The sequence below is a fragment of the Enterobacter sp. CPE_E1241 genome (genome assembly GCF_045618265.1).
In the GTDB taxonomy this organism is placed as follows: Bacteria; Pseudomonadota; Gammaproteobacteria; order Enterobacterales; family Enterobacteriaceae; genus Enterobacter; species Enterobacter adelaidei.
The window spans coordinates 1,240,930-1,266,512 of record NZ_JBIWYV010000001.1; the positions used below are offsets into that span (position 1 = coordinate 1,240,930).

The 25,583-nt window shown below is 57.5% G+C and carries 21 protein-coding genes; 12 read left to right on the forward strand and 9 right to left on the reverse strand.

The features are described from left to right. Position 1: 1 nt before the first annotated feature. Both ACJ9Y9_RS05965 and ACJ9Y9_RS05970 read left to right on the forward strand, forming a co-directional pair. Entirely contained in the window at positions 2-820 is an 819-nt protein-coding gene (locus ACJ9Y9_RS05965; RefSeq protein ID WP_028019537.1) for an AraC family transcriptional regulator, read from the forward strand. A gap of 75 nt (positions 821-895) precedes the next feature. Continuing rightward, the gene (locus ACJ9Y9_RS05970; RefSeq protein WP_028019536.1) at positions 896-1,258 is read left to right on the forward strand and encodes a cupin domain-containing protein; all 363 of its coding nucleotides are present in this window, start codon (positions 896-898) and stop codon (positions 1,256-1,258) included. A gap of 72 nt (positions 1,259-1,330) precedes the next feature. Here ACJ9Y9_RS05970 and ACJ9Y9_RS05975 read toward each other — a convergent pair whose 3' ends face one another. Next, positions 1,331-2,212, reverse strand: coding sequence for a LysR family transcriptional regulator (locus ACJ9Y9_RS05975; protein ID WP_028019535.1), 882 nt, complete (start codon positions 2,210-2,212; stop codon positions 1,331-1,333). Between the two features lie 105 nt (positions 2,213-2,317). Between ACJ9Y9_RS05975 and budA the strand changes: the two genes are divergently transcribed. The 5 genes from budA to ACJ9Y9_RS06000 all read left to right on the forward strand — a co-directional run bounded on the left by budA (position 2,318) and on the right by ACJ9Y9_RS06000 (position 6,993). After that, positions 2,318-3,097, forward strand: coding sequence for an acetolactate decarboxylase (budA, locus tag ACJ9Y9_RS05980; RefSeq protein ID WP_028019534.1), 780 nt, complete (start codon positions 2,318-2,320; stop codon positions 3,095-3,097). Continuing rightward, a complete protein-coding gene (gene alsS, locus ACJ9Y9_RS05985; protein ID WP_255659618.1) occupies positions 3,069-4,790 on the forward strand; it encodes an acetolactate synthase AlsS in 1,722 nt (573 codons plus the stop codon). The genes budA and alsS overlap by 29 nt, the downstream gene beginning before the upstream one ends. Before the next feature lie 20 nt (positions 4,791-4,810). Next, positions 4,811-5,581, forward strand: coding sequence for a (S)-acetoin forming diacetyl reductase (locus ACJ9Y9_RS05990; RefSeq protein ID WP_028019532.1), 771 nt, complete (start codon positions 4,811-4,813; stop codon positions 5,579-5,581). A gap of 131 nt (positions 5,582-5,712) precedes the next feature. Beyond that, positions 5,713-6,186 (forward strand): cold-shock protein, encoded by a 474-nt coding sequence (locus tag ACJ9Y9_RS05995; protein WP_028019531.1) that lies wholly within the window; start codon positions 5,713-5,715, stop codon positions 6,184-6,186. Between the two features lie 108 nt (positions 6,187-6,294). Beyond that, entirely contained in the window at positions 6,295-6,993 is a 699-nt protein-coding gene (locus ACJ9Y9_RS06000) for a GNAT family N-acetyltransferase (RefSeq protein ID WP_028019530.1), read from the forward strand. Positions 6,994-7,026: 33 nt separating this feature from the next. Here ACJ9Y9_RS06000 and ACJ9Y9_RS06005 read toward each other — a convergent pair whose 3' ends face one another. The 5 genes from ACJ9Y9_RS06005 to betI all read right to left on the reverse strand — a co-directional run bounded on the left by ACJ9Y9_RS06005 (position 7,027) and on the right by betI (position 13,535). Then, positions 7,027-8,721 (reverse strand): thiamine pyrophosphate-binding protein, encoded by a 1,695-nt coding sequence (locus ACJ9Y9_RS06005; RefSeq protein ID WP_028019529.1) that lies wholly within the window; start codon positions 8,719-8,721, stop codon positions 7,027-7,029. Between the two features lie 33 nt (positions 8,722-8,754). Then, positions 8,755-9,495, reverse strand: a complete 741-nt coding sequence (locus ACJ9Y9_RS06010; protein ID WP_028019528.1) for an SDR family oxidoreductase — start codon at positions 9,493-9,495, stop codon at positions 8,755-8,757. Positions 9,496-9,768: 273 nt separating this feature from the next. Further along, positions 9,769-11,448: a choline dehydrogenase gene (betA, locus tag ACJ9Y9_RS06015; RefSeq protein ID WP_028019527.1), complete on the reverse strand. Its 1,680-nt coding sequence runs from the start codon at positions 11,446-11,448 to the stop codon at positions 9,769-9,771. Positions 11,449-11,461: 13 nt separating this feature from the next. Beyond that, complete coding sequence (betB, locus tag ACJ9Y9_RS06020; RefSeq protein WP_028019526.1) at positions 11,462-12,934, reverse strand: betaine-aldehyde dehydrogenase; 1,473 nt, start codon at positions 12,932-12,934, stop codon at positions 11,462-11,464. 13 nt (positions 12,935-12,947) lie between these two features. Then, positions 12,948-13,535, reverse strand: a complete 588-nt coding sequence (gene betI / locus ACJ9Y9_RS06025; RefSeq protein WP_028019525.1) for a transcriptional regulator BetI — start codon at positions 13,533-13,535, stop codon at positions 12,948-12,950. A 128-nt stretch (positions 13,536-13,663) separates the two neighbouring features. On the opposite strand from betI, the gene betT reads away from it, so the two are divergent. Then, complete coding sequence (gene betT, locus ACJ9Y9_RS06030) at positions 13,664-15,697, forward strand: choline BCCT transporter BetT (RefSeq protein ID WP_028019524.1); 2,034 nt, start codon at positions 13,664-13,666, stop codon at positions 15,695-15,697. A gap of 114 nt (positions 15,698-15,811) precedes the next feature. Here the strand turns inward: betT and entD are convergent, their stop codons facing one another. Next, entirely contained in the window at positions 15,812-16,468 is a 657-nt protein-coding gene (gene entD, locus ACJ9Y9_RS06035; protein WP_028019523.1) for an enterobactin synthase subunit EntD, read from the reverse strand. 85 nt (positions 16,469-16,553) lie between these two features. Next, positions 16,554-18,803 (reverse strand): TonB-dependent siderophore receptor, encoded by a 2,250-nt coding sequence (locus tag ACJ9Y9_RS06040; RefSeq protein WP_028019522.1) that lies wholly within the window; start codon positions 18,801-18,803, stop codon positions 16,554-16,556. A 27-nt stretch (positions 18,804-18,830) separates the two neighbouring features. On the opposite strand from ACJ9Y9_RS06040, the gene ACJ9Y9_RS06045 reads away from it, so the two are divergent. Continuing rightward, complete coding sequence (locus ACJ9Y9_RS06045) at positions 18,831-19,097, forward strand: hypothetical protein (RefSeq protein ID WP_407226076.1); 267 nt, start codon at positions 18,831-18,833, stop codon at positions 19,095-19,097. A gap of 181 nt (positions 19,098-19,278) precedes the next feature. Here ACJ9Y9_RS06045 and ACJ9Y9_RS06050 read toward each other — a convergent pair whose 3' ends face one another. Then, on the reverse strand, positions 19,279-20,283 hold the full coding sequence (locus ACJ9Y9_RS06050) for an IS110-like element IS5075 family transposase (RefSeq protein ID WP_000427614.1): 1,005 nt from the start codon (positions 20,281-20,283) through the stop codon (positions 19,279-19,281). Between the two features lie 63 nt (positions 20,284-20,346). On the opposite strand from ACJ9Y9_RS06050, the gene fes reads away from it, so the two are divergent. The 3 genes from fes to entF are packed head-to-tail and all read left to right on the forward strand — an operon-like array spanning position 20,347 to position 25,551. After that, a complete protein-coding gene (gene fes / locus ACJ9Y9_RS06055) occupies positions 20,347-21,474 on the forward strand; it encodes an enterochelin esterase (protein ID WP_407226229.1) in 1,128 nt (375 codons plus the stop codon). 10 nt (positions 21,475-21,484) lie between these two features. Further along, a complete protein-coding gene (locus ACJ9Y9_RS06060) occupies positions 21,485-21,697 on the forward strand; it encodes an MbtH family protein (RefSeq protein ID WP_028019520.1) in 213 nt (70 codons plus the stop codon). Next, on the forward strand, positions 21,694-25,551 hold the full coding sequence (gene entF / locus ACJ9Y9_RS06065; protein WP_028019519.1) for an enterobactin non-ribosomal peptide synthetase EntF: 3,858 nt from the start codon (positions 21,694-21,696) through the stop codon (positions 25,549-25,551). The genes ACJ9Y9_RS06060 and entF overlap by 4 nt, the downstream gene beginning before the upstream one ends. The last annotated feature ends 32 nt before the right edge of the window (positions 25,552-25,583 follow it).

The following is a 25,583-nucleotide window of genomic DNA, read 5'->3' on the forward strand; positions in this document are numbered from 1 at the left end:
TATGTCGAATGCAAAAGCTAACAAAGACTGGGTCAGACTGGCGCAACAACCCGGAAAAATAGAGCGCATAGAGGCGTATTTCAGCGGGCATGGCTATGAGCCGCATCGTCACGACACTTATGCCATAGGCCGGACCTTATCCGGGGTGCAGAGTTTTCACTATCGGGGAAGTAAACAACATAGCCTGCCGGGCGGGACAATGGTCCTGCACCCTGACGAAATGCATGACGGAGAGGCGGGAACGAACGACGGATTCCAGTATCGGATGTTGTATATCGATCCGGCGTTAATTCAAAAAATCCTGGGCGGAAAGCCTTTGCCGTTTATTTCCGGCGGAATTTCATCCGATCCCCGGCTTTTTGCAGCGACCGAACCGCTGTTAAAAGCGCCGGAAGAATCTTTCGATACGCTGGAAGAAGACGATGCGCTCTACGATCTCGCCCACACGCTCGCCGTCGTGGGAGGACAACGTTTTCGCCGGAATCGGGTGGATTATCAATCCGCAGAACGCGCGCGCGAATATATACACACTGAATTCATTCACAATATTACGCTGGATACTTTATCCGCCGTCAGTGGCAGAGATCGCTGGAGCCTCAGCCGGGATTTTCGTGCGCTTTATGGAACGAGTCCTTATCGCTATGTGACCATGCGTCGACTTGTATACTGTCGACGCCTGATTCAGGCGGGCCTGTCGCTTGCTGAGGCTGCCGCTGCAGCGGGGTTTTCAGATCAAAGTCACATGACTCGTCAGTTCATCAAAACGTTGGGTATGTCGCCGGGGCGCTGGCAAAAATTCATTAAAGGTCATCCTGCCTGATTTGCACGATCGTTCAAGACCGGCACGCCGGCCTTATTCTATCCTGGATGCTTCTCAACCATAGGAAGTGTCGCAATGTATAGTCCTGTTAATTTAGACAATAAATTCTCTCTCTTCGACGCGCACTGGCAGCCGAAAGTCATCGCTCAGATGAATGACTATCAGTTTAAAATCGTCAAAATATCGGGTGATTTTATATGGCACGCGCACCCTGAAACCGATGAGGCATTCATCGTGGTCGAGGGCGTGTTACGTATTGATTTTCTTGACGGACATGTGCTCGTCAATCCAGGGGAAATGTACGTTGTGCCAAAAGGCGTTGAACATAAAACGTCTGCTGAAACGACGGTAAAAATGATGATGATAGAACCGTGTGGGGTCCTGAATACCGGACACGAAGGTGGGGAGCGCACCGCAGAGAACGACGTCTGGATTTGACGACGGAGGCTATGTTGCCGGGTGGCGGCTGCGCCTTACCCGGCCTACAAAAGCCACCAACCAAACCGGCTGCTACCCCTCGCTCATCATCGCCAGAAACCGCTTCACCGTCCGCGAGCGTTCAAAACGCCGCCAGCAGAGCGCGATATCGGTGTAAAGCGCCGGTGAGCTCAGTGCGTGGTAGGTAACATTCGGCGGAGAAATGGCCGCCATGGATTTCGGTACCAGCGCGAAGCCGCCGCCGGCGGAAACCATGCTCAGAGATGACGAAAGCTGTGATGACTGCAGCGCGTGCTGCACGTCAATCCCGGCTCGTTCGCAGCAGCCGTAAACCCGGTCGTACAGGCCGGGCGCGACCTCCTGCGGGAACAGCACCACTGGCGTATCCCGGAGTTGATCCAGCGCCAGATCGCCGCACGCCGCCAGCGAATGGTCGCGATGCAGCGCCACCATCATCGGCTCCCGGTCGAGGATTGTTAACTCGAATGCCTTGCTGCTCTCGCACGGCAGACGCACGAAGGCGATATCCAGCTCACCCTCAGCCAGCATCGTCGTCAGCGAAGACATATTAGCTTCCACCTGGTGAACCTGTACCGCCATGTTCTGCACCTGATACTGGCGAATCAGCGCGAAAATTTTGGGATGAAAAGCGTCGGAGCTGGTGATGCCAATCGACAGATTACCGTTCAGCCCGCGCGCGATTCCGCGGGCCTTTTCCAGCGCGGCGTCGCTCAGCGCCAGGATCTTGCAGGCATCCTCATAGAACGCTTCCCCCGCTTCGGTCAGCTCCACGCCCCTCGTCAGGCGTCTGAACAGCGGCGTGCCCACTTCCTCTTCGAGCCGTTTGATCTGCTGACTCAGAGGAGGCTGAGAAATACCCAGCGCTTTGGCCGCTTTGGTGAAGTGTCGCTCGCGAGCAACCGCGACGAAATACCGCAGATAACGAAGTTCCATATCTAAAACGTCTCAAACCAGCATGGATTCTATATTGGAACTCTCTGCTGAATCGGGTCAACATTTATTTAACCTTTCTAAATAAAGTTGAAGAGGACGAGCATGATGATGCATTCATCTGCCTGCGACTGTGAGGCCAGCTTGTGCGAGACCCTGCGAGGGTTCTCCGCTCAGCATCCTGACAGTGTGATCTATCAGACATCGCTAATGAGCGCCCTGCTAAGCGGCGTGTACGAGGGGAACACCACCATCGCCGATCTGCTGGCACACGGTGATTTTGGCCTGGGCACTTTCAACGAGCTGGATGGTGAAATGATTGCCTTCAGTAGCCAGGTGTACCAGCTGCGCGCCGACGGCAGCGCCCGCGCCGCGAAGCCAGAGCAGAAAACGCCGTTCGCAGTGATGACCTGGTTCCAGCCGCAGTATCGTAAAACCTTTGATGGGCCGGTCAGTCGCCAGCAGATCCACGATGTGATCGACCAGCAAATCCCCTCCGATAACCTGTTCTGCGCGCTGCGTATCGACGGTAACTTCCGCCATGCCCATACCCGCACGGTACCACGTCAGAAGCCGCCGTACCGGGCGATGACCGACGTGCTGGACGACCAGCCGGTGTTCCGCTTCAACCAGCGGAAAGGTGTACTGGTCGGGTTCCGCACGCCGCAGCATATGCAGGGTATTAACGTGGCGGGCTACCACGAACATTTCATCACCGACGACCGTCAGGGCGGGGGCCATCTGCTCGACTACCAGCTGGAGAGCGGCGTGCTGACCTTCGGTGAAATTCACAAGCTGATGATTGACCTGCCCGCCGACAGCGCGTTTTTACAGGCCAACCTGCACCCCAGCGATCTTGATGCAGCGATCCGTTCCGTCGAAAACTAACAGGAGAACTACCGTGAACAGTGAGAAACAGTCACGTCAGTGGGCGCATGGCGCCGATATGGTTGTCGGCCAGCTGGAAGCGCAGGGCGTGAAGCAGGTGTTCGGTATTCCGGGGGCGAAAATCGACAAAGTCTTTGATTCCCTGCTGGACTCCTCCATTGAGATCATTCCCGTGCGCCACGAAGCGAATGCGGCGTTTATGGCGGCGGCGGTAGGGCGCCTGACCGGCAAGGCCGGGGTGGCGCTGGTCACCTCCGGGCCGGGTTGTTCCAACCTGATCACCGGCATTGCCACCGCCAACAGCGAAGGCGACCCGGTGGTAGCGCTGGGCGGGGCGGTCAAGCGAGCGGATAAAGCCAAACTGGTGCACCAGAGCATGGACACGGTCGCCATGTTCAGCCCTGTCACCAAATACGCGGTGGAAGTCAGCTCTCCGGATGCGATTGCCGAAGTGGTATCGAATGCATTCCGTGCCGCCGAGCACGGCAGACCGGGGGGCGCGTTCGTCAGCCTGCCGCAGGATATTGTCGACCAGCCCGCGACGGGCGCAATTTTACCCGCCAGCGGCGCGGCACGAATGGGCCCGGCACCGGAGTCAGCGGTTAACGACGTGGCAAAGCTAATTGAAAAAGCCAAAAACCCGGTCATCCTGCTTGGCCTGATGGCCAGCCAGCCCGCTAACAGTGACGCGCTGCGTAAGCTGCTGGAGAAAAGTCGCATTCCGGTCACCAGCACCTATCAGGCTGCCGGGGCGGTGAACCAGGAGCACTTCACCCGCTTTGCCGGACGCGTCGGTCTGTTCAATAACCAGGCGGGCGACAGGCTGCTCCATCTGGCGGATCTGATCATCTGCATCGGCTACAGCCCGGTGGAGTACGAACCGTCTATGTGGAACAGCGGGGATGCCACGCTGGTGCACATTGATGTGCTGCCAGCCTATGAAGAACGTAACTATGTGCCGGATCTTGAGCTGGTGGGAGACATCGCCGAAACGCTCAATCTGCTCTCCAGCCGGATCGATCATAAGCTGGAGCTGAGTCCACGCGCCTCTGAAATCCTGGTCGATCGCCAGCATCAGCGCGATCTGCTCGATCGTCGTGGCGCATCGCTTAACCAGTTTGCCCTGCATCCGCTGCGCATCGTGCGTGCCATGCAGGACATCGTAAACAGCGACGTCACGCTCACCGTCGACATGGGCAGCTTCCACATCTGGATCGCCCGTTATCTCTACAGCTTCCGGGCACGTCAGGTGATGATTTCCAACGGTCAGCAGACCATGGGCGTCGCGCTGCCGTGGGCCATTGGCGCATGGCTGGTGAACCCGGGTCGCAAGGTGGTTTCGGTCTCCGGTGACGGCGGTTTCCTGCAGTCGAGCATGGAGCTGGAAACCGCTGTACGTCTCAACGCCAACGTGCTGCACATCATCTGGGTGGATAACGGCTACAACATGGTCGCCATTCAGGAAGAGAAAAAATACCAGCGTCTTTCCGGCGTGGAGTTTGGCCCGGTCGATTTCAAAGTGTATGCCGACGCCTTTGGTGCGAAAGGTTTTGCCGTGGAGAGCGCCGATGCGCTTGAACCGACGCTGCGTGCAGCAATGGATGTCGATGGCCCCGCCGTGGTGGCCATTCCCGTCGACTATAGCGATAACCCGCTGCTGATGGGCCAGCTCCATCTCAGCCAGATTTTGTGACTCAATATAAGGACAGAGAAATGCAAAAAGTTGCTCTCGTAACAGGCTCAGGCCAGGGGATTGGTAAAGCGATTGCGCTGCGCCTGGTAAAAGATGGCTTCGCCGTCGCCATTGCGGATTACAACGAGGAAACGGCGAAAGCGGTTGCCGATGAAATTACCCGTAACGGCGGTCGTGCTGTCGCCGTGAAGGTGGATGTTTCGAACCGCGATCAGGTATTTGCGGCGGTGGAGAAAGCGCGTACCGCACTGGGCGGTTTCAATGTGATCGTGAATAACGCCGGGATCGCGCCTTCCACGCCAATCGAGTCGATTACACCGGAGATTGTCGACAAGGTTTACAACATTAACGTGAAAGGGGTGATCTGGGGCATCCAGGCTGCGATCGATGCTTTCCGTAAAGAGGGGCACGGCGGCAAGATCATCAACGCCTGCTCTCAGGCGGGCCATACCGGCAACCCGGAACTGGCGGTGTACAGTTCCAGCAAGTTCGCGGTGCGCGGCTTAACCCAGACGGCAGCACGGGATCTTGCTCCTCTGGGGATCACCGTTAACGCCTATTGCCCGGGGATCGTTAAAACGCCAATGTGGGCGGAGATCGACCGTCAGGTGTCTGAGGCGGCAGGTAAACCGCTCGGCTACGGGACTGAAACCTTTGCCAAACGCATTACGCTTGGCCGTTTGTCTGAACCAGAAGACGTCGCTGCCTGCGTTTCATACCTCGCCGGGCCAGATTCCGACTATATGACCGGCCAGTCGCTCTTAATTGATGGTGGGATGGTGTTTAACTAAATACTAATAAGCTCTGACATGAGTTTTCCCCTGCACCCGTGCAGGGGCTTTTTTTTGTCTCCTCCGCCATTGTGCATTACACTGCGCGCTGCAAAACTTTAGTCATTACGATCTGACAGGCGGTAACAGCGATGAACGGTACAATCACAACGTGGTTTAAAGATAAAGGCTTTGGATTTATCAAAGATGAAAACGGCGACAACCGCTATTTTCATGTGATTAAGGTCGCGAACCCTGATCTGATTAAGAAAGATGCGGCGGTGACCTTCGAGCCAACCACCAACAACAAAGGCCTTTCCGCCTATGCGGTGAAGGTGATCCCGGAAAGTAAACACCTCTATATTGCCGGCGAGCGCGTGAAGCTGACCTCGATCAAATCCTTCGTGGTGTTTAACGAAGAAGAACCGGTTGATACTAAAATCGACAAAGAGAACGCGGTGCTGTCGGTGGGGCTGCTGATGAACAGCATTAAGCCGAAGTCCGAGAAAAAGCCGGGCGAAATGCGCACGGTGAAGAAGCTGGCGATCACCACCTTCCAGAACACGACGCTGATCTTCACCGAAGACGAGATCGACATTGATGCCACGGTGAAGCTGCTGAAGTGATTTTTTTGCCGGGTGGCGGTTCCGCTCTACCCGGCCTGCTAATCCTCTCTTTTCGCCCGCTTTTTAACCTGCTATAACAAACTCCTTACCTTTCAGGGAGTCACCGTCGTGCCCGAAATCAATCAACATGGTCAAACCGTTAACGATATCGTTCCTGGCTGGAAAGGCGCGCGCGTATTAACCCGCACGCCGCTGTTTGGCCAGTATTGCCGTCTTGAGCCGCTGGATGTCGATCGCCATGCAGCCGATCTCTATGACGCCTACGCGCTGGGCGACGACAGCGACTGGACATGGCTTGCCAGCACGCAGCCTGAAAGCGTGGAAGCCACCGCACACTGGGTGCTGGGAAAGGTGCTGGATGACGAGCTGGTGCCGTTTGCCGTCATTGATTTACGCACTGAACGTGCGGTGGGGCTGGTGAGCTATATGGCTAACGAGCGGCTGCTGGGGTCGGTTGAAATCGGTCATGTGACCTGGTCGCGCAAAATGAAAGGCTCCCGCATCGGTACTGAAGCGGTGTGGCTGCTGCTGAAAAATGCGTTTGAGCACGGCTACCGCCGTCTGGAGTGGAAGTGCGATTCAATGAACATTGCCTCACGCAGGGCGGCGGAGCGGCTGGGGTTTGTCTGGGAAGGGCGCCTGCGCCAGAAGCTGGTGCGCAAAGGGCGCAACCGCGACAGCGATATGCTTTCTATTATTGACGGCGAATGGCCGCAAAGAAACGCCGAACTGCGCGCCTGGCTGGCGGCGGAGAATTTTGACGGGGAAGGGCGGCAGATTAAGCGGCTTGAGGCGTTTCGGTTATAAGTTTTTTATGTAGGGTACAGCGTAAACACGCGGCTAATCCGCGGAAATGGCAATTTCAATCAAATTGGTTTTTCCGGACTGTAGTCCGCGGGTTACCGCTTCGGCTATATCTGCCGCCTCGGTCACCCGGCAGCAGTGGACGCCCATGGCAGTGGCCAGCGACTGAAAATCGATATGCGGGTTCACGAGGTCCATCCCGATAAAACGCCCCAGCTGCGTTGAGCTGTAGTCAGCCTGGCTCTTCATAAAGTTTTTCAGGATGTTGTACTCCCTGTTATTCATGACGATAAAGGTGACCGGCAGATTTTCATGTGCCGCCGTCCAGAGCGCCTGCGGCGAGTACAGGGAGGCTCCATCACCTATCAGGCATATCACCGGTTCCCGCCCGCGTCCCAGCGAATGCCCTACTGAGGCGGGCATCCCCCAGCCCAGACCGCCGCCGCGCATAAAGTAGTACCGCTGATGCTGCTGGTCAGAGATGAACCGGCGGACATGTCTGGCGGTCGCTATCGCCTCATCAACGATGGTGGTACCCGCCGGAATGGACCGGATGACCTCATATGCTGCGACCATCGGCGAAAGGGTCGGGCGCAACCGCTCGGCTGCCAGACGTTCTTCCTGCAGTTGCCACTCTTTTTCACATTCAGCGCGTGCCGCTTTGAGCAGCCGCTGATGCGTCAATTTGCTTGCCACCCGGTGCTGCTCAAGCTTCGGCAACAGTTCGTGCAGGGACAGTTTGATATCCCCCATTACCGAAAGGCGAGTGGCATACGTGCGGCCAAGTTCGTTCATATCCGCCGAGAGCTGATACACCGCGCAGGTTTCCGGAATGGCCTCGCCCTCGCTATATAAAATGGTAATCAGGCTTCTGCCGCCGATGATAAAGACGGCATCGTAGGCGTTGATGATGCTGGCGATTTCACTGGCGGTGGTGGGCATATTGCCCCGCCAGAGTGCGTGCTGGGTGGGAAAAGGCAAATTCAGCGGCCAGGAGGAGCCGTAGACGTGGGCGCTGAGCGCTTCCGCCAGCTGGACAATCTCCTGCGTCGAGCCACTGGAGTGCACCTCATCGCCCGCCACAATCATTATCCTGCCTGGAGCGATCTCGCTGAGTGCCTCTGCCAGTTCGTCCAGCGAGCCTGCGACGGTGTGGTAGTTCACTCTGGACGCCGTCTGTATTCCGGCGTCGCTCAGCTCTTCCATCACGTTCATCGGGAGGGAGAGCAGAACCGGGCCGGCCGGAGGGTAGCTGGCCGCGTGAAACGCGCGGCGCACCAGCACCGGGAGCTGGTCGGCGCTGGTAACCTCCTGTGCCCATTTCATGACCGGGGAGCCAATGGAAACAATATCATCATACAGAAGCGGATCGCGGACGTAGTGTCGCGTATCCTGCTGTCCAACGGTGACCACCAGCGGGGTTTTCATGATTCGCGAATTAATGAGATTCCCCATGCCGTGCCCCAGGCCGCTGGCAGTATGCAAATTGATAAAGCCCGTTTTGCCGGAGGCTTTCGCATAGCCGTCGGCAATCGCCACCACGGTGCTCTCCTGAAGCGCCAGAATATAGTGAATATTTTCATGGCGAAGCAGGGCATCAATGAGCGGAAGTTCGGTGGTACCCGGATTACCAAAAATATATTCCACGCCTTCACTCTCCAGCACCTCAAGGAGAATATCGGCGCCTGACCGCATATTTAAATCTGATAAGGACGTTAATGATTTAATCATAATTAAACCTCATTCAGCGTTATTTAATTCATGCTAAAATTCTTCCTGCGTCGGGCGAACAACAATTTCATTAATATCAACGTCGCCTGGCTGTTCGATGGCAAATAAAACGGAGCGGGCAATCGCGTCAGCCGAAATAGCCTGCTTATAAAACTCATGGAGAAATTTTTTACTCTCTTCGTCTGAGCTGCCGAACTGCAGCTCGCTTTCGACCGCGCCGGGAGAGATAAGCGTGGTGCGTATCGTTTTACCTGCTTCCTGACGCAGACCCTCGCTCAGCGCGCGAACGGCGAATTTTGTCGCGCTGTACACCACGCCGCCGGGGGCAAGGACCTTGATGCCCGCCACCGAGGCAACGTTAATAAAGTGACCACTTCCCTGACGCTGAAACACCGGTAATGCGGCCGCGATGCCGTACAGTACCCCTTTCAGATTGGTATCAATCATCTTGTCCCATTCTTCAGTTTTCAGCTCGCTAAGGGGGGCGATAGCCATAAAGCCAGCGTTGTTGATCAGCACGTCCACGCGCTGGTATGCGGCGATGGCGGCCTCAATGGCGCGCTGGACCTCTTCCTGACGGGTAACATCGGCCTTGACGGCGATGGCCTTACCGCCTTGCTGGATTATCCTGTCCACGAGGGCATTAATTTTTTCCTGACGGCGCGCCACCAATACCAGCGAAAACGCGTTATTCGCTAAATGGAGGGCAATGGCTTCACCAATCCCGCTGCTGGCACCGGTGATAACGACAACCTTGTTTGCACTATTATTCATGATCTTATCTCACTGTAGTGTGAATCAGAAAATAAAAGGCAGGGAAGAATTAAAGAATAATGACAAACCCTTTCATTCTGGATTTGAATATATTGTATATGTTGGGATAAATAATCTTCGATTAAAACTTAATGGAGTTTAGGAGAGAGTGTCAACACTGTTTTAAATAATAAAACGTATTACAGGGTAATAGTTAATTCTTATAGGTTACAGCAACGGTTTACCCGCGCTTTAATAGTGAAAACCCTCTCCTTTACGGAGAGGGCGTGACAATTATGCCTTCTGCGTTACCTGACGAACCGGCGCCCCGTTCGCCACATAATACGCCGCCGTGCTCTTCGCCAGCGGCTCGCGACCGCGAATGGCGTCGGCAACCTTCTCGCCAATCATAATGGTGGTGGCGTTCAGGTTGCCGGTGATGATCTGCGGCATAATCGACGCATCTACCACGCGTAACCCTTCCAGGCCGTGAACGCGGCCTTCACCGTCGACCACCGCCATCTCGTCATAGCCCATCTTGCAGGTGCCGCACGGATGGAAGGCAGTTTCGGCGTGGTTGCGCACGAACTCGTCCAGCTGTTCATCGGTCTGGCATTCGATACCCGGGCTGATTTCACGCCCCCGGTATTTGTCCAGTGCCGGCTGGTGCATGATCTCGCGGGTGATGCGGATCGCGTCGCGGAACTCCTGCCAGTCCTGCTCGTGGGACATATAGTTGAACAGGATCGCCGGATGCTGGTGCGGATCACGTGACTTAATCCTCACGTGCCCACGGCTCGGCGAGCGCATGGAGCCCACGTGGCACTGGAAACCGTGCTCTTTCACCGCGTTCGAACCGTTGTAGTTAATCGCCACCGGCAGGAAGTGGTACTGAATGTTCGGCCACTCAAACTCTTCGCGGCTGCGGATAAACCCGCCCGCCTCGAAGTGGTTGCTCGCGCCCACGCCGGTGCCGTTAAACAGCCACTCGGCACCAATCTTCGGCTGGTTCCACCACTGCAGGGCAGGGTAGAGGGAAACGGGCTCTTTGCATTCGTACTGGAGGTACATCTCCAGGTGATCCTGCAGATTTTCACCCACGCCGGGTAAATCATGCACCAGCGGGATATCGAACTGTTTCAGCAGCTCCGCGTTGCCCACGCCGGAGCGCTGGAGGATTTGCGGAGAAGCAATGGCTCCGGCGCACAGCAGCACTTCTCTGTTAGCGGTGGCTTTCGACGGTATGGTGCTTTCCCCCTCCAGCCATTCGACGCCCACCGCGCGCTTGCCGTCAAACAGTATGCGATCGGTCATGGCGTGGGTGCGGATGGTCAGGTTCGGGCGCGGTTTCGCCTGATCCAGATAGCCGCGCGCGGTGCTGGCGCGTCGGCCCTGCGGCGTCACCGTGCGGTCCATTGGGCCGAAGCCCTCCTGCTGATAGCCGTTGAGATCGTCCGTGCGCGGGTAGCCCGCCTGCACGCCCGCTTCCACCATCGCCTCAAACAGCGGGTTCACGCCAGGTTTCGAGGTGGTGACGCTCACCGGGCCGTCGCCGCCGTGGTAGTCGTTCGGGCCCACGTCGCGCGTCTCTGCCTTGCGGTAGTAGGGCAGGCAGTTGAGGTAGCTCCAGTGCTCCAGGCCCGGCTCTTTAGCCCAGTTGTCCAGATCCATCGCGTTACCGCGGATGTAGCACATGCCGTTGATCAGCGACGAGCCGCCCAGCCCTTTGCCGCGCCCGCACTCCATGCGGCGGTTGTTCATGAAGGGTTCTGGCTCGGTTTCGTACGCCCAGTTGTAGCGCTTGCCCTGCAGCGGAAACGCCAGCGCGGCGGGCATCTGGGTGCGGAAGTCAAAGCGGTAGTCCGGCCCGCCTGCCTCAAGCAGCAGCACAGTGGTGTTGGGATCTTCGGTCAGTCGCGTTGCCAGTACGTTACCGGCAGAGCCGGCCCCGATAATGATGTAGTCAAATTGCAAATAAACCTCCCGGTTAAAATATGGACTGGAATTTACCCATCTCAACCTGGATGGACTTCACCTGGGTGTAGCTCTGCAGCGTCATCACGCCGTTCTCACGGCCAATGCCGGAGTGTTTGTAGCCGCCGACCGGCATCTCTGCGGCGGATTCACCCCAGGTGTTGATCCAGCAGATGCCCGCTTCGAGCTGATGAATGGCGCCGTGCGCGCGGTTCAGGTCGGCCGTGACGATACCCGCCGCCAGTCCGTAGTCGGTATCGTTGGCGCGGCGGATCGCTTCTTCTTCGCTTTCATAGGTGAGGATGGACATCACCGGGCCGAAGATCTCTTCGCGCACGATGGTCATCTCGTCGGTGCAGTTGGTGAACACGGTCGGGGCAACCCACGCGCCGTTATCGAAGCCTTCACCCTTCAGCACGTCGCCGCCGCACAGCACGCGCGCGCCTTCCTCTTTGCCTTTGGCGATGTAGCGCAGCACGCTGTCGCGGTGCGGAAAGCTGACCATCGGGCCAAAGTTGGTGCGTTCATCGAACAGATCGCCCGCGCGGATACGGCCCACGCGTTCAACGATTTTCTGCTCAAACGCGGCTTTAAACTTCGCAGGCACGAACACGCGGGTGCCGTTGGTACATACCTGGCCGGAGCTGAAGAAGTTGGCCATCATGGCGATGTCTGCCGCGAGATCGAGATCCGCGTCGTCAAAAATAATCAGCGGGGATTTGCCGCCCAGCTCCATCGTCACCTCTTTCAGGGACGAGGCCGCCGAGTTGGCCATCACTTTTTTGCCGCTGGCGACGCCCCCGGTAAAGGAGACTTTCGCGATGCCCGGATGCTCGGTCAGGTACTGACCGGTCTCCGCGCCCACGCCCGGCAGGACGTTAAACACGCCGTCCGGCAGGCCCGCTTCGGTGTAGATCTCGGCGAGCTTGAGCGCGGTAAGCGGCGTCACTTCGCTCGGCTTGAAGATCATCGCATTGCCTGCCGCCAGCGCCGGAGCAGATTTCCACAGGGCGATCTGGATCGGGTAGTTCCACGCGCCGATGCCCGCCACTACGCCCAGCGGCTCGCGGCGGGTGTAGACGAACGAGGTCTCACGCAGCGGGATCTGGCTGCCTTCCAGTGCCGGGATCAGCCCCGCGTAGTACTCCAGTACGTCCGCGCCGGTGACGATATCGACGGTTGAGGTTTCGGAATACGCTTTACCGGTGTCGAGGGTTTCCAGCTTCGCCAGTTCGTCATTACGTTCGCGGAGGATGTCGACAGCTCGGCGCAGAATGCGCGAGCGCGCCATTGCGGTCATCGCTGCCCAGATTTTTTGCCCGCGTTTTGCGCTTTCCACGGCGCGGTCGACATCTTCACGCCCGGCCGCCTGAACGCTTGCCAGGACTTCACCGTTGGCCGGGTTGATGGTCTCGAAGGTGCGACCGCTGGTGGCGGATGTATAACCACCATTGATATAAAGCTGCTGTTCTGCCATTCGGGACATAAATTCTCCTCGGTTATTCGGTCGGTAAATGCTGGCTGATAAAGTGGCTGGTGAGCGATTGCGCCAGGGTCTTATCCAGAGGCTTGCCGCTCAGCGCGGCGCGCAGCCACAGCCCGTCGATCAGCGCCGCCAGGCCATAGCCCGCCTCCTGGGCCTGCTCGCGCGGCAGTTCGCGGCGGAACTCGTACACCAGGTTCGAAAGCAGACGGCGGATGCTCACCTGCTGCAGGCGGTAGAGCATCGGCTGATGCATGCTGCTCGCCCAGAAGGCCAGCCAGGCCTTCATTGCCGCGCTGCTGGTCTGGGTTTCATCAAAATTGCCGCCGACAATGGCCTGCAGGCGCTGCTCCGCGCTGCCGTCCGGCAGAGCGCGTAAACGGCTTAAAACCGCGTCGCGAAGCTGGCCGGTGATGTCGCGCATGGTCGCTTCCAGCAGACCATTTTTATCTTTGAAATAGTGACTGATGATCCCCGTGGACACGCCCGCCCGACGGGCGATCTGCGCGATGGTCGCGTCATGCATTCCCACTTCATTTATTGCTTCCAGCGTGGCGTCGATAAGCTGCCTGCGCCGGATCGGCTGCATCCCCACTTTGGGCATTTTTGCCACTCCATTCATCAGCGTTGGTTATACATTAAAGCGGTTTTTGATTGGACGTTCAATATAAAATGTGTCTTAATTGTTGCGGATTTGGATTTTAATAGTTACAAAAACAGTGAGGATACTGGATGACAGACCTTTCACAAGACAGAGAAAAAGACAAAATCAACCCGGTCGTTTTTTATACTTCCGCCGGGCTGATTTTGTTGTTTTCCCTGATGACGATCTTCTTTAGCGGTTTTTCTGCCGAGTGGATTGGACGCACCCTTAACTGGGTGTCGAAGACCTTCGGCTGGTACTACTTACTGGCGGCGACGCTCTATATTGTCTTTGTCGTCTGTATTGCCTGCTCGCGCTTCGGTTCGGTGAAGCTTGGGCCAGAGCAGTCAAAACCCGAGTTCAGCCTGCTGAGTTGGGCCGCGATGCTGTTTGCCGCGGGCATTGGCATCGACCTGATGTTCTTCTCCGTGGCGGAACCGGTCACGCAATATATGCAGCCGCCGGAAGGGGCTGGGCAGACGATGGAGGCCGCGCGTCAGGCGATGGTCTGGACGCTGTTCCACTACGGCTTAACCGGCTGGTCGATGTACGCCCTGATGGGGATGGCGCTCGGATACTTTAGCTATCGTTATAATTTACCCCTCACCATCCGCTCTGCGCTGTACCCAATTTTCGGGAAAAAGATAAACGGGCCGATTGGTCACAGCGTCGACATTGCGGCGGTGATCGGTACCATCTTTGGTATCGCGACGACGCTCGGCATCGGTGTGGTGCAACTCAACTACGGCCTGAGCGTGCTGTTTGATATTCCGGATTCGATGGCTGCCAAGGCGGCGTTGATTGCGCTGTCGGTGATTATCGCCACCATTTCGGTGACGTCGGGGGTAGATAAAGGCATTCGCGTGCTCTCCGAGCTGAACGTGGCCCTGGCGCTTGGCCTAATTCTGTTCGTGCTGTTTATGGGGGACACTTCATTCCTGCTCAATGCGTTAGTGCTTAACGTCGGCGACTACGTGAACCGTTTTATGGGGATGACTCTGAACAGTTTCGCCTTTGATCGCCCGGTCGAATGGATGAACAACTGGACGCTGTTCTTCTGGGCGTGGTGGGTGGCGTGGTCGCCGTTTGTTGGCCTGTTCCTGGCACGTATTTCACGTGGCCGCACCATCCGCCAGTTTGTGATGGGCACGCTGATTATCCCGTTCACCTTTACTCTGTTGTGGCTGTCGATTTTCGGCAACAGCGCGCTGCATGAGATTATTCATGGCAACGCGACCTTCGCGCAGGAAGCGATGGCGCACCCGGAGCGCGGCTTCTACAGCCTGCTGGCGCAGTACCCTGCGTTCACCTTTAGCGCCTCCGTGGCAACCATTACCGGCCTGCTATTCTACGTTACCTCTGCGGATTCCGGTGCGCTTGTGCTGGGCAACTTCACTTCGAAGCTGAAAGATATCAACAGCGATGCGCCGAACTGGCTGCGCATCTTCTGGTCCGTCGCCATCGGCCTGCTGACGCTCGGCATGTTGATGACCAACGGCATCTCGGCGCTGCAGAACACCACGGTGATCATGGGGCTGCCGTTCAGCTTCGTTATCTTCTTCGTGATGGCCGGGCTCTATAAGTCCCTCAAGGTGGAAGATTACCGCCGCGAAAGCGCCAGCCGTGACACCGCGCCGCGCCCGATGGGCGCGCAAGACAGGCTGAGCTGGAAGAAACGCCTGTCGCGCCTGATGAACTACCCGGGCACGCGCTACACCAAACAGATGATGGAGACGGTCTGCTTCCCGGCGATGGAAGAGGTGGCGCAGGAACTGAAGCTGCGTGGTGCCTACGTGGAGCTGAAAAACCTGCCGCCGGAGGAGGGAGAGACGTTAGGGCATCTGAATCTGCTGGTGCATATGGGCGACGAGCAGAACTTTGTCTACCAGATCTGGCCGCAGCAGTATTCGGTACCCGGCTTTACCTACCGGGCGCGCAGCGGGAAATCGACCTACTACCGGCTGGAAACCTTCTTACTGGAGGGTAGCCAGGGGAATGATTTGATGGATTACAGCAAGGAGCAGGTGATCACGGACATTCTGGACCAGTATGAACGGCACCTGAACTTTATCCATTTGCACCGGGAAGCGCCGGGGAATAGCGTGATGTTCCCGGATGTTTAAGCCTTGATCTGAATAACGTACAAAGACATCGCCGCTTCCCTCATGCCGGGTGGCGGCGATGCCTTACCCGGCCAACAACGCCGCTTTACCGTTGGCCTGATAAGCGTCGCGCCATCAGGCTTTTAGCAGCGTACACACGCTCGTATTATTATTCTGCCAGATGAGAGTAAAGCGTTTACCCTCAGGATATTCTCCAACCGGGTGCGAAAGCGCCAGCGTGATTGTTTTTTCGGTTAACTCTGTGACTCTCGCCCACTCAAACCCCATGTAAGTATTTGCCTTCGGGAAGAGAGCCTTAAATAAACTTTCCTTGGCGCTAAATGCGAGCGTTAGCGCCAACGCAAAAGGGTAACCCGAACGCGTCAGGCACATCGCTTCCTGTACATCAATGATGCCGTCCTGGATTTCGCGGGCTTCACGGTCTGGAAGAATGGCTTCGCAATCAATACCGATCAGGGCATCTGGATGACGGACAACAACCGCCATCGCCTGCGTGCCGCTGTGGGTGATACTGCCCGACACAGCTTCCGGCCAGAGCGGTTCGCCGTTGGGGCCAATGCCAGGAATCGCGCGTTCATTTATCGCACCGAGCGCATACGCGGCGGCGATGCGCCCGGCCAGATGCTCGGCTTTGCGTTTGCGCCCGGCGTTTGAAAGCTCGGCGTGGTGGGGGAGCCAGAGGAGATCGGCGTCGGCGAAGGTGGCTGGGTCGAAGGTGATGTGGTGGACGGTGTGGCCGGCGAGAATGAACGTGCTGTGGGTGGTGTGCATGTATTTCCTCTATCAGCAAATAGTGCGGCCTGATGCCCTCACCCCAGCCCTCTCCCACGGGGAGAGGGGGGAGTTACTGCCTGTATCAGAATCGCGTATTCACGCTCATATACCAGGTGCGACCCGGTTCATTATACGTATACGCACCCGCACCGTACATATACGCACCGGTGGTGGCGTTGCCCGTGGTCTGGGCATTACCCGCGCGCCACTGGCGTTTGTCGAAGACGTTGTCCACGCCGCCGGTCAGGCTGACGTTTTTGGTCATGTCCCAGGTCGCGCTCAGGCCAACGATGCTATAAGGGCTCACTTCGTCTTTCTCAGACCCGGTCACAGGCTGACCTTTGTAGTTGTACTTCTTCGGCTGCTGCTTGCCGTACCAGGTGAAGGTCGACTGGAGCGATACATCCTGGTGGACCTGCCAGCTCAGAGTGGAGTTCAGCGTGTACTCCGGGATGATCGACAGACGGTCACCGGTCTCTTTGTTCTTGCTTTGTAGCATGTAAGTTATGTTATTGGTCCAGTTGATCGTGTCGCTAACCGGCACGTTCAGGGAACCTTCCAGACCCTCAACCACTGCTTTCGGCACGTTTTCCCACTGGTAGATATCCGTCTGCACTTTACCGGAAGAGGTGTGACCCATCGGCGCGTAACCCGCTTCAATCTTGTCGCGATAGTCGTTACGGAACCAGGTCACGCCAGCCAGCCAGCCGTCGCGTTTCCACTCAAGACCAATCTCTTTGTTGATGCTGGTTTCCGCTTTCAGGTCATCGTTACCCATCATGTAACACCCGACGCCATCAGAGCTGGCATAGCAGCCCTGGCCTTTGCTGTACAGCAGGTAGTTTGGGTTGGTTTGGTACAGGCTTGGTGCTTTGTAGGCGCGCGCAATCCCCATCTTCAGCGTGAAGTCATTTCCCAGGCCTTGCGACAGGTTCAGGGATGGGCTCCAGTTGTTGCCCACAATCGTGTGGTGATCGAAGCGCAGCGCCGGTGTCAGCATGGTACTGTCGGTCAGCTCCATGTTGTTCTCGGCGAACAGAGAGAAGATCTCTGCTGAAGAGTACGGGCTACGATCGTCGCTCATGCCAGGGATCTTACCGCCTTGCTGAGTCTGCGTATTGGAGGTGGAGTCCTTCATACGCTGCTGGTTCCACTCGGTGCCCAGCGTCAGGTTCTGGTTAACGAGGAAATCAATCGGCAGGTTGATTTCGCTGTGCAGCATCACGTCGGCCAGGTCGGTGTCGGTGAATTTATTGCTGTTGAACAGGCCTTCCAGCCCCCCCGCCAGCCCTTCGCCCAGGCGCGAGTTGCGGGTGTGTTCGTACTGTGCCCAGTTGCTGGTGGTAATGCCGTTATCCCAGCCACCGTTCCATGTCACCGCAAAGTTCTGACGATAAATACGGTTGGTCTCTTTGCCGTAGTTTTTCTTCACCAGGCCGCTGGAACTGTTGTCATTGTTGGTGTTCTGGGTATCGCCTGCGTAGAGGTTGTTCTGGCGGCTGTAGCCTGCTTCAAACTCCAGAGACTGCATCGGCGCGAAGTCCCAGCGTACCACGCCGTTGATATCTTTGTTCTCCACACCTTCACGGCCTGCCGGCAGCGTGTCGGCGTAGGCACCGGTACGGTCAGACTGGTGACCCTGGTTGATGTCCCATGCGTCGGCCTGGGTTTTGTCCAGATTGCCGTACATGCGGAAGCTGAAGTCACCGCCCAGCGGGCCGCTCAGGCTGAAGTTGGTGCGTTTGGTGGACCCTTCATCCTTGTGTTCAGGCGCATTCAGATAGGTGTTCCAGGAGCCGTGCCACTGGTCGTCGAATTTTTTGGTGATGATGTTCACCACACCACCTGCCGCGCCGTTGCCGTAGCGCGCGGCGGCCGGGCCACGGATGACTTCGATGCGTTCGATCATCTCCGGTGGCACCCAGCCGGTATCACCGCGCGTATCACGCTCGCCGCGCCAGCCCAGACGGATGGAGTTACGGCTGGTCACCGGTTTGCCGTCAATCAGGATCAGGGTGTTTTCCGGCCCCATGCCACGGATGTCGATCTGACGATTATTACCGCGCTGGCCGCTGGTGGAGTTCCCGGTCAGGTTAACGCCCGGCATGGTACGGATGATTTCAGCCACGTCGCGTGCGGGTGGATTTTTACGAATTTCATCGGCGGTAATGGTCGATACACCCGGCGCCTGCAGATTCTGCTCGGCGGCGGTGATCACCATCGTGTCTTCGTGCTGCGCGGAGGCGGTATTGTCGTCTGCCAGAGCGGGTAGCGCGACGCCGTAAATCCCTAAATTGGCCAGTAAGGCCAGAGAGTGAATCTTCTTATTCATTGTACGTCCTGCTTTTATGGTTGTTTTATGAGCGCTTCCCACAGCGCGGGCACTACGCTATTGCAAATGCAAATAGTTATCAATAATATTATCAACAAAATTTGCTCTGAAACAAAAAAGACTGGTAAACATGAGGTTATAAGGGTGACGGCGTTAACAACGGGAAGTGAAGCGTGGTGGCAGTCGAAAAAGGGGCCTGAATGGAAGCCGGAAAAGGGAATCTATGGTCACTCCCGTTTTTGCAACACCGATTTTGACGATAAGTTGGCTTGCTTGAATCTATCCGGCGTCTGAATGGGATTTTATTCCCGCGCCTCGATGAGTTCCGCGCCTGATGAACCTCCAGAAAATATACGGCTTCAGCGAGCCTTTCCGTTTTACAGGTTCCTCAACAGGCCGGTGGGCCGTTTGTATCATCAATATCAGTATTCGCAAAACCAGATGAATGATTGTTTAAACTGGTGTATTTCTGCCTTTATGCTTCGTAAGTTTGCTGTCGCGCCGTCAGTGCCCAGGCTATTCTGGCCAGCTTGTTTGCCAGAGCACAGGTGACGACAAAGTTGCTTTTCCGACACAACAACTCCCTGACCCAGTCGGCCAACTTGCCAGACTGGTGTTCCAGTTTTTGTATGAATACCCTGGCACACTGAACCAACAAAGTTCGGATCTTTTTGTTGCCCCGCTTGCTAATCCCTAACAATGTCGTCCGACCTCCCGTGCTGTACTGTCGGGGTACCAGCCCTGTTGCCGCCGCAAAGTCACGGCTGCTGGCGTACTGCTTCCCGTCGCCAATCTCAGTTGAAATAGTACTGGCAGTCAGCGTTCCAACGCAGGGAATACTCAGCAAGCGCTGTCCAACCTCATCTTCGTCCAACTTTCGTTTCAACTGAGATTCCAGATCTTTAATCTGCTCAACAAGATAGTGATAATGCTGTTGTAATTTCAGCAGTAACTGGCTGAGATAAAGAGGCAAACTACTGTCCTCAAGAAGGGTACTCAGTCGACTAATAACGGCAGCACCTCGCGGAACGCTGATACCAAATTCCAGCAGAAAAGCATGCATCTGATTAGTTGTTTTCACCTTATCCTGAACCAGGGATTCACGGACACGATGCAGAGCTCGCATTGCCTGCTGAGATTCGGTTCTGGGCTGCACGAAACGCATAGATGGACGTGATGCTGCTTCACAGATAGCTTCAGCATCAACGAAGTCATTTTTGTTGCTTTTAACGAATGGGCGGACAAATTGCGGTGATATCAGCTTTGGAAAATGCCCTAACTCTGCCAGCTTGCGTGCCATAAAGTGAGAACCGCCACAGGCTTCCATCGCGATGGTTGTTGCTGGGCATGTCGCCAGAAATTCGATTAGCTTTGGTCGGGTGAATTTTTTACGGTAAACGGCCTTCCCACGATGATCCTGACAATGAATATGGAAAGAGTTCTTACCCAGATCGATACCAATAAGCGCAATGTTTTCCATGATGGTTCTCCGAATGAAAGCCTGTCCTCAGCATAGTACTGGGAAGGAGGGAGTGACCATCTCATTAAATATCGCGTCACGTTCTGGTGGCGTGACCCGGCAGGAACGCAAAGAACGTCACCGATCAAACGCGTCTGGCTTTACGTCACTGGCGTAACAGACCACCATCAAAATGCCCGACCGCAGTCCCTCGAACGCATTCCCGATACCGATGTCTGGCAGTGGCAGGGTGAGTTCAGCCCCGAATGGCGGGGGAGCTACTGTTTTATCCCCTCCGATAACGAAAACGATTTTGCCGATACCGTGTTTGAAGGCGAGCAGCCGGAGCGTATGGCGCTGCGTGAAGGCTGGCGCAGGCTGCTGCCGCACGCGGTTTCCGACCCGCTGAATCCGCAGAGCTGGCGCGGCGGGCGCGGTCATGCCGTCTCGGCGCTGGAGATGCCGGACGCGCCCGTTCAGCCCGGCTGGGATCGTCCCGATACGCCGTATCAGCCGCCAGTCTGCATTGAGTGGAACAGCACGCGTCTGAACAACCGCCGCCGCGTGTGGATTTTTACCACCGGGGATGACAGCCCCGAGCGCCCGCTGGCGGTGCTGCTCGACGGGCAGTTCTGGGCCGAAAGCATGCCCGTCTGGCCCGCGCTGGCGTCGCTCACCACCGAGCGCAAACTGCCGCCTGCGGTCTACGTATTGATCGATGTGATCGACATGGAACATCGCAGCCGCGAACTGCCCTGCAACCCCGATTTCTGGCTGGCGGTGCAGGAAGAGCTTCTCCCTCTTGTAAAAAAACGTGCGCCATTTAGCGATCGCGCCGACCGTACCGTGCTGGCGGGACAGAGCTTTGGCGGACTCTCTTCACTTTATGCCGGACTCAACTGGCCGCAGCGCTTTGGCTGCGTGCTGAGCCAGTCCGGCTCGTACTGGTGGCCGCACCGCGGCGGGCAGCAGGACGGGTGCCTCATTGAACAGCTCAGAGCGGGTGAGCTAACCGCGAGAGGGCTGCGTATCGTCCTTGAGGCCGGGCGCAACGAGCCGCTGATTTTCAATGCCAATCAGGCGATTTACGCCGAACTACACGCGCAGCAGCCGATTTTCTGGCGTCAGGTTGACGGCGGGCACGATGCGCTTTGCTGGCGCGGTGGGCTGACGCAGGGGCTGATGACCCTCTGGCAGCCGCTCATTCAATAACGGAGTCTGTATGGAATTCAGCAATCCTTTCGATAATCCGCAGGGACAGTTCGCCATTTTGCGTAACGACCAGGGGCAGTACAGCCTGTGGCCGCAGCAGTGCGAACTGCCGGCGGGGTGGCGCGTGGTATGTGAAGCACAGTCGCAGGAAGCGTGCCAGCAGTGGCTGACCGGGCACTGGCAAACGTTAGAACCGTCTCATTATGCGGGGGAGAGTGCATGAACCGTCTTCCTCTTGTCGCCGCCCAGCCGGGGATCTGGATGGCGGAACAGCTGTCCACGTTGCCCAACGCCTGGAGCGTGGCGCACTACACCGAACTGAAAGGCGATATTGACGCGCCGCTGCTGGCCAAAGCCATTCTTGAAGGCATGATGCAGGCAGATACCCTGCGCATGCGTTTCGCAGAAGATAACGGTGAAGTGTGGCAGTGGTTGGATGAGTCCATGATGTTGCCGGAACCCACCGTCATTCGCGTCGGCTCACACGATGACGCTGTGGCGCTGATGACAGCCGATCTCAACCAGAACCTGCGTGTAGACAGCGGCCAGCCGCTGGCGTTTCACCAGCTGATTCAGGTTGCTGAAAGCCACTGGTACTGGTATCAGCGTTATCACCACCTGGTGGTGGATGGCTTCAGCTTCCCGGCGATTACCCGGCAGATCGCCGCAATTTATCGCGCATGGAAAAAGGGGGAGCCCACACCAGATTCTCCTTTCACGCCGTTCGTGGAGGTGGTGGAAGAGTACCAGCGCTATCGCGACAGCGAGGCGTATCAACGTGATGGCGCTTTCTGGGCTGAACAGCGGAAAGCGCTTCCTTCCCCCGTTTCGCTCTCTTCCACGCCGCTACCCGGGCGTGCAGCAACCACCGACATTCTGCGTCTGAACCTGACCGCTGACAGCCGTGCCTTTAGCCAACTGGCACAGGCGGGAGGGCAGGTGCAGCGTACCGATCTGGCGCTTGCGCTGGTGGCGCTGTGGCTCGGGCGCCTCACCGGACGGCTGGACTACGCCGCCGGGTTTATCTTTATGCGCCGCATGGGTTCCGCCGCGCTGACCGCCACCGGACCGGTACTCAACGTCCTGCCGCTGGCGGTAAATATCCATCCGCAGGAGAGCCTTCCAGAGCTGGCATTGCGCCTGGCGAACCAGTTGAAAAAAATGCGCCGCCACCAGCGCTACGACGCCGAGCAGATCGTGCGCGACAGCGGGCGCTCCGCAGGCGACGAAGCGCTGTTTGGCCCGGTGCTGAACATTAAGATGTTCGATTATCAGCTGGATATCGACGGCGTAGAGGCCACCACCCACACGCTGGCAACCGGCCCGGTGAACGATCTGGAGCTGGCATTGTTCCCGGACGAGCAGGGTGGGTTGAGCATTGAGATCCTCGCCAATAAACAGCGCTACGATGAAGCAACGCTCGCCCGCCACGTTTCGCGCCTGAACGCGATGCTCATGCAGTTTGCCGCCAACCCGGACCTGCGCTGTGGCGAAGCGGAAACCGTTTCGGAGCAGGAATATCAGCAACTGGCCCGCATCAACGATACCGGGCTGGCGCTGCCGTCCACCACGCTGGCGGATCTGGTTGCGAATCAGGCAAGCAAAACGCCGGACGCCCCTGCGCTGGCGGACGCGCATATTGAACTGAACTATCGCCAGATGCGCGAGCAGGTTGTCGCCCTGGCAACGTTACTGCGCGAACGCGGCGTGAAGCCGGGCGACAGCGTGGCGGTGGCCTTACCGCGTTCGGTGTTTTTGACGCTGGCTCTGCACGGCATTGTGGAAGCGGGCGCTGCCTGGCTGCCGCTGGATACCGGTTACCCGGATGACCGTCTGCGGATGATGCTGGAGGATGCGAAACCGTCGCTACTGATCACCACCGACGAGCAGCTCCCGCGCTTTAGCGATCTCCCGATCACGGCGTTTAGTTACAACACACTGTTACCTGCTGCGGATGCGGAACCGCTGCGCCTGGCGAAGCCGGAGCAGACTGCGTACATCATTTTTACCTCTGGCTCTACTGGCCGCCCGAAAGGGGTGATGGTTGGACATACTGCCATCGTAAACCGCCTGAAGTGGATGCAGGATCACTACCCGCTGGACGCCAGTGACGTGGTAGCGCAGAAAACGCCGTGCAGCTTTGATGTCTCGGTGTGGGAGTTCTGGTGGCCGTTTATTGCCGGGGCGAAGCTGGTAATGGCCGAGCCGGAAGCTCACCGCGATCCGCAGGCGATGCAGACCTTCTTCGCGCAACACGGTGTGACCACCACCCACTTTGTACCGTCGATGCTGGCGGCATTTGTCGCCTCGCTGACGCCGGAGAACGTCGACTGTTGTCAGTCGCTTAAGCAGGTCTTCTGCAGCGGTGAAGCTCTGCCGACGGCGCTTTGCCGGGAATGGGAGCAACTGACCCATGCGCCGCTACATAACCTCTATGGCCCGACGGAAGCGGCAGTGGACGTCAGCTGGTATCCGGCGTATGGCCCTGAACTGGCGGCGGTGGAGGGCAACAGCGTGCCAATTGGCTTCCCGGTGTGGAACACGGGGCTGCGCATTCTGGATGCGATGATGCGCCCGGTGCCGTTTGGCGTAGCGGGCGATCTCTATCTTACCGGTATTCAGCTGGCGCAAGGGTATCTGGGACGTCCTGATCTGACCGCCAGCCGGTTTATCGCTGACCCGTTCGCGCCGGGTGAACGTATGTACCGCACCGGTGACGTCGCCCGCTGGCTGGATAACGGCGCGGTGGAGTATTTAGGCCGCAGTGACGATCAGCTGAAAATCCGCGGTCAGCGCATCGAACTGGGTGAAATCGACCGGGCGATGCTGTCCCTGCCGGACGTCGCGCAGGCCGTGGCGCATGCCTGCGTGTTCAACCAGGCGGCGGCAACGGGTGGGGATGCCCGCCAGCTGGTGGGGTACGTTGTCTCCGAATCCGGTTTGCCGCTGGATCGTGATACCTTGCTGGAATCGCTTAAAGCGCGGCTTCCGCCGCATATGGTGCCGGTGGTGCTTTTGCAAATCAGTGCGCTGCCGTTAAGCGCGAACGGTAAGCTTGACCGCAAGGCGCTGCCGCTGCCGGAGCTCACCCGTCAAACTTCCGGCCGCGCGCCGGAGACGGGCACCGAAGTTGCCGTCGCGCAGGCGTTTTCTGCGCTACTAGGCTGTGAGGTGAATGATATCGAAGCCGATTTCTTCGCCCTCGGAGGACACTCTCTGCTGGCGATGCGCCTGGCGGCACAGCTCAGCTGCGCGTTTGCCCGCAAGGTCACACCGGGGCAAATTATGGTCGCCTCGACGGTGAGCAAGCTTAGCGTGCTGTTAGATTCACAGATGAGCGACGAGCAGGCGCAGCGTCTGGGGTATGAAACCCTTCTGCCGCTACGTGAAAGCGATGGCCCGACGCTGTTCTGCTTCCACCCCGCGTCCGGCTTTGCCTGGCAGTTTAGCGTGCTGGCGCGTTATCTTAGCCCGCGCTGGTCGATAACGGGCATTCAGTCGCCGCGCCCGGACGGGCCGATGCAGCAGTGCGCCGATCTGGATGGTGTGATCGAACATCATCTGGCAACGCTGAGAGCCCAGCAGCCGCAGGGGCCGTATTACCTGTTCGGCTATTCCCTCGGCGGTACGCTGGCTCAGGGCATTGCGGCCCGACTGCGCGAGCAGGGTGAAGAGGTGGCATTCCTCGGCCTGCTGGATACCTGGCCGCCGGAAACCCAGAACTGGGCGGAGAAAGAGGCCAACGGCCTCGACCCGGAAGTGTTGGCGGAAATTGAGCGCGAGCGTCAGGCGTTTATCGCCGCGCAGCAGGGACAAGGCTCCAGCGAGCTATTCAGTGCCATTGAAGGCAACTACGCCGATGCGGTGCGGCTACTGACCACGGCGCACAGCGCGCGCTTTGAGGGGAAAGCGACGCTGTTTGTTGCCGAACGCACGCGAACGATGGACCCGCAGCAGGCCTGGTCGCCGTGGGTGGCGGAGCTTGAGGTGTATAGTCAGGATTGCGCCCACGTGGATATCATTTCACCGCAGGCGTTTGAGAAGATAGGACCAGTGTTGAGGGAGATTTTGGGGTAACGTTTAAAGCCCCTCACCCTAACCCTCTCCCA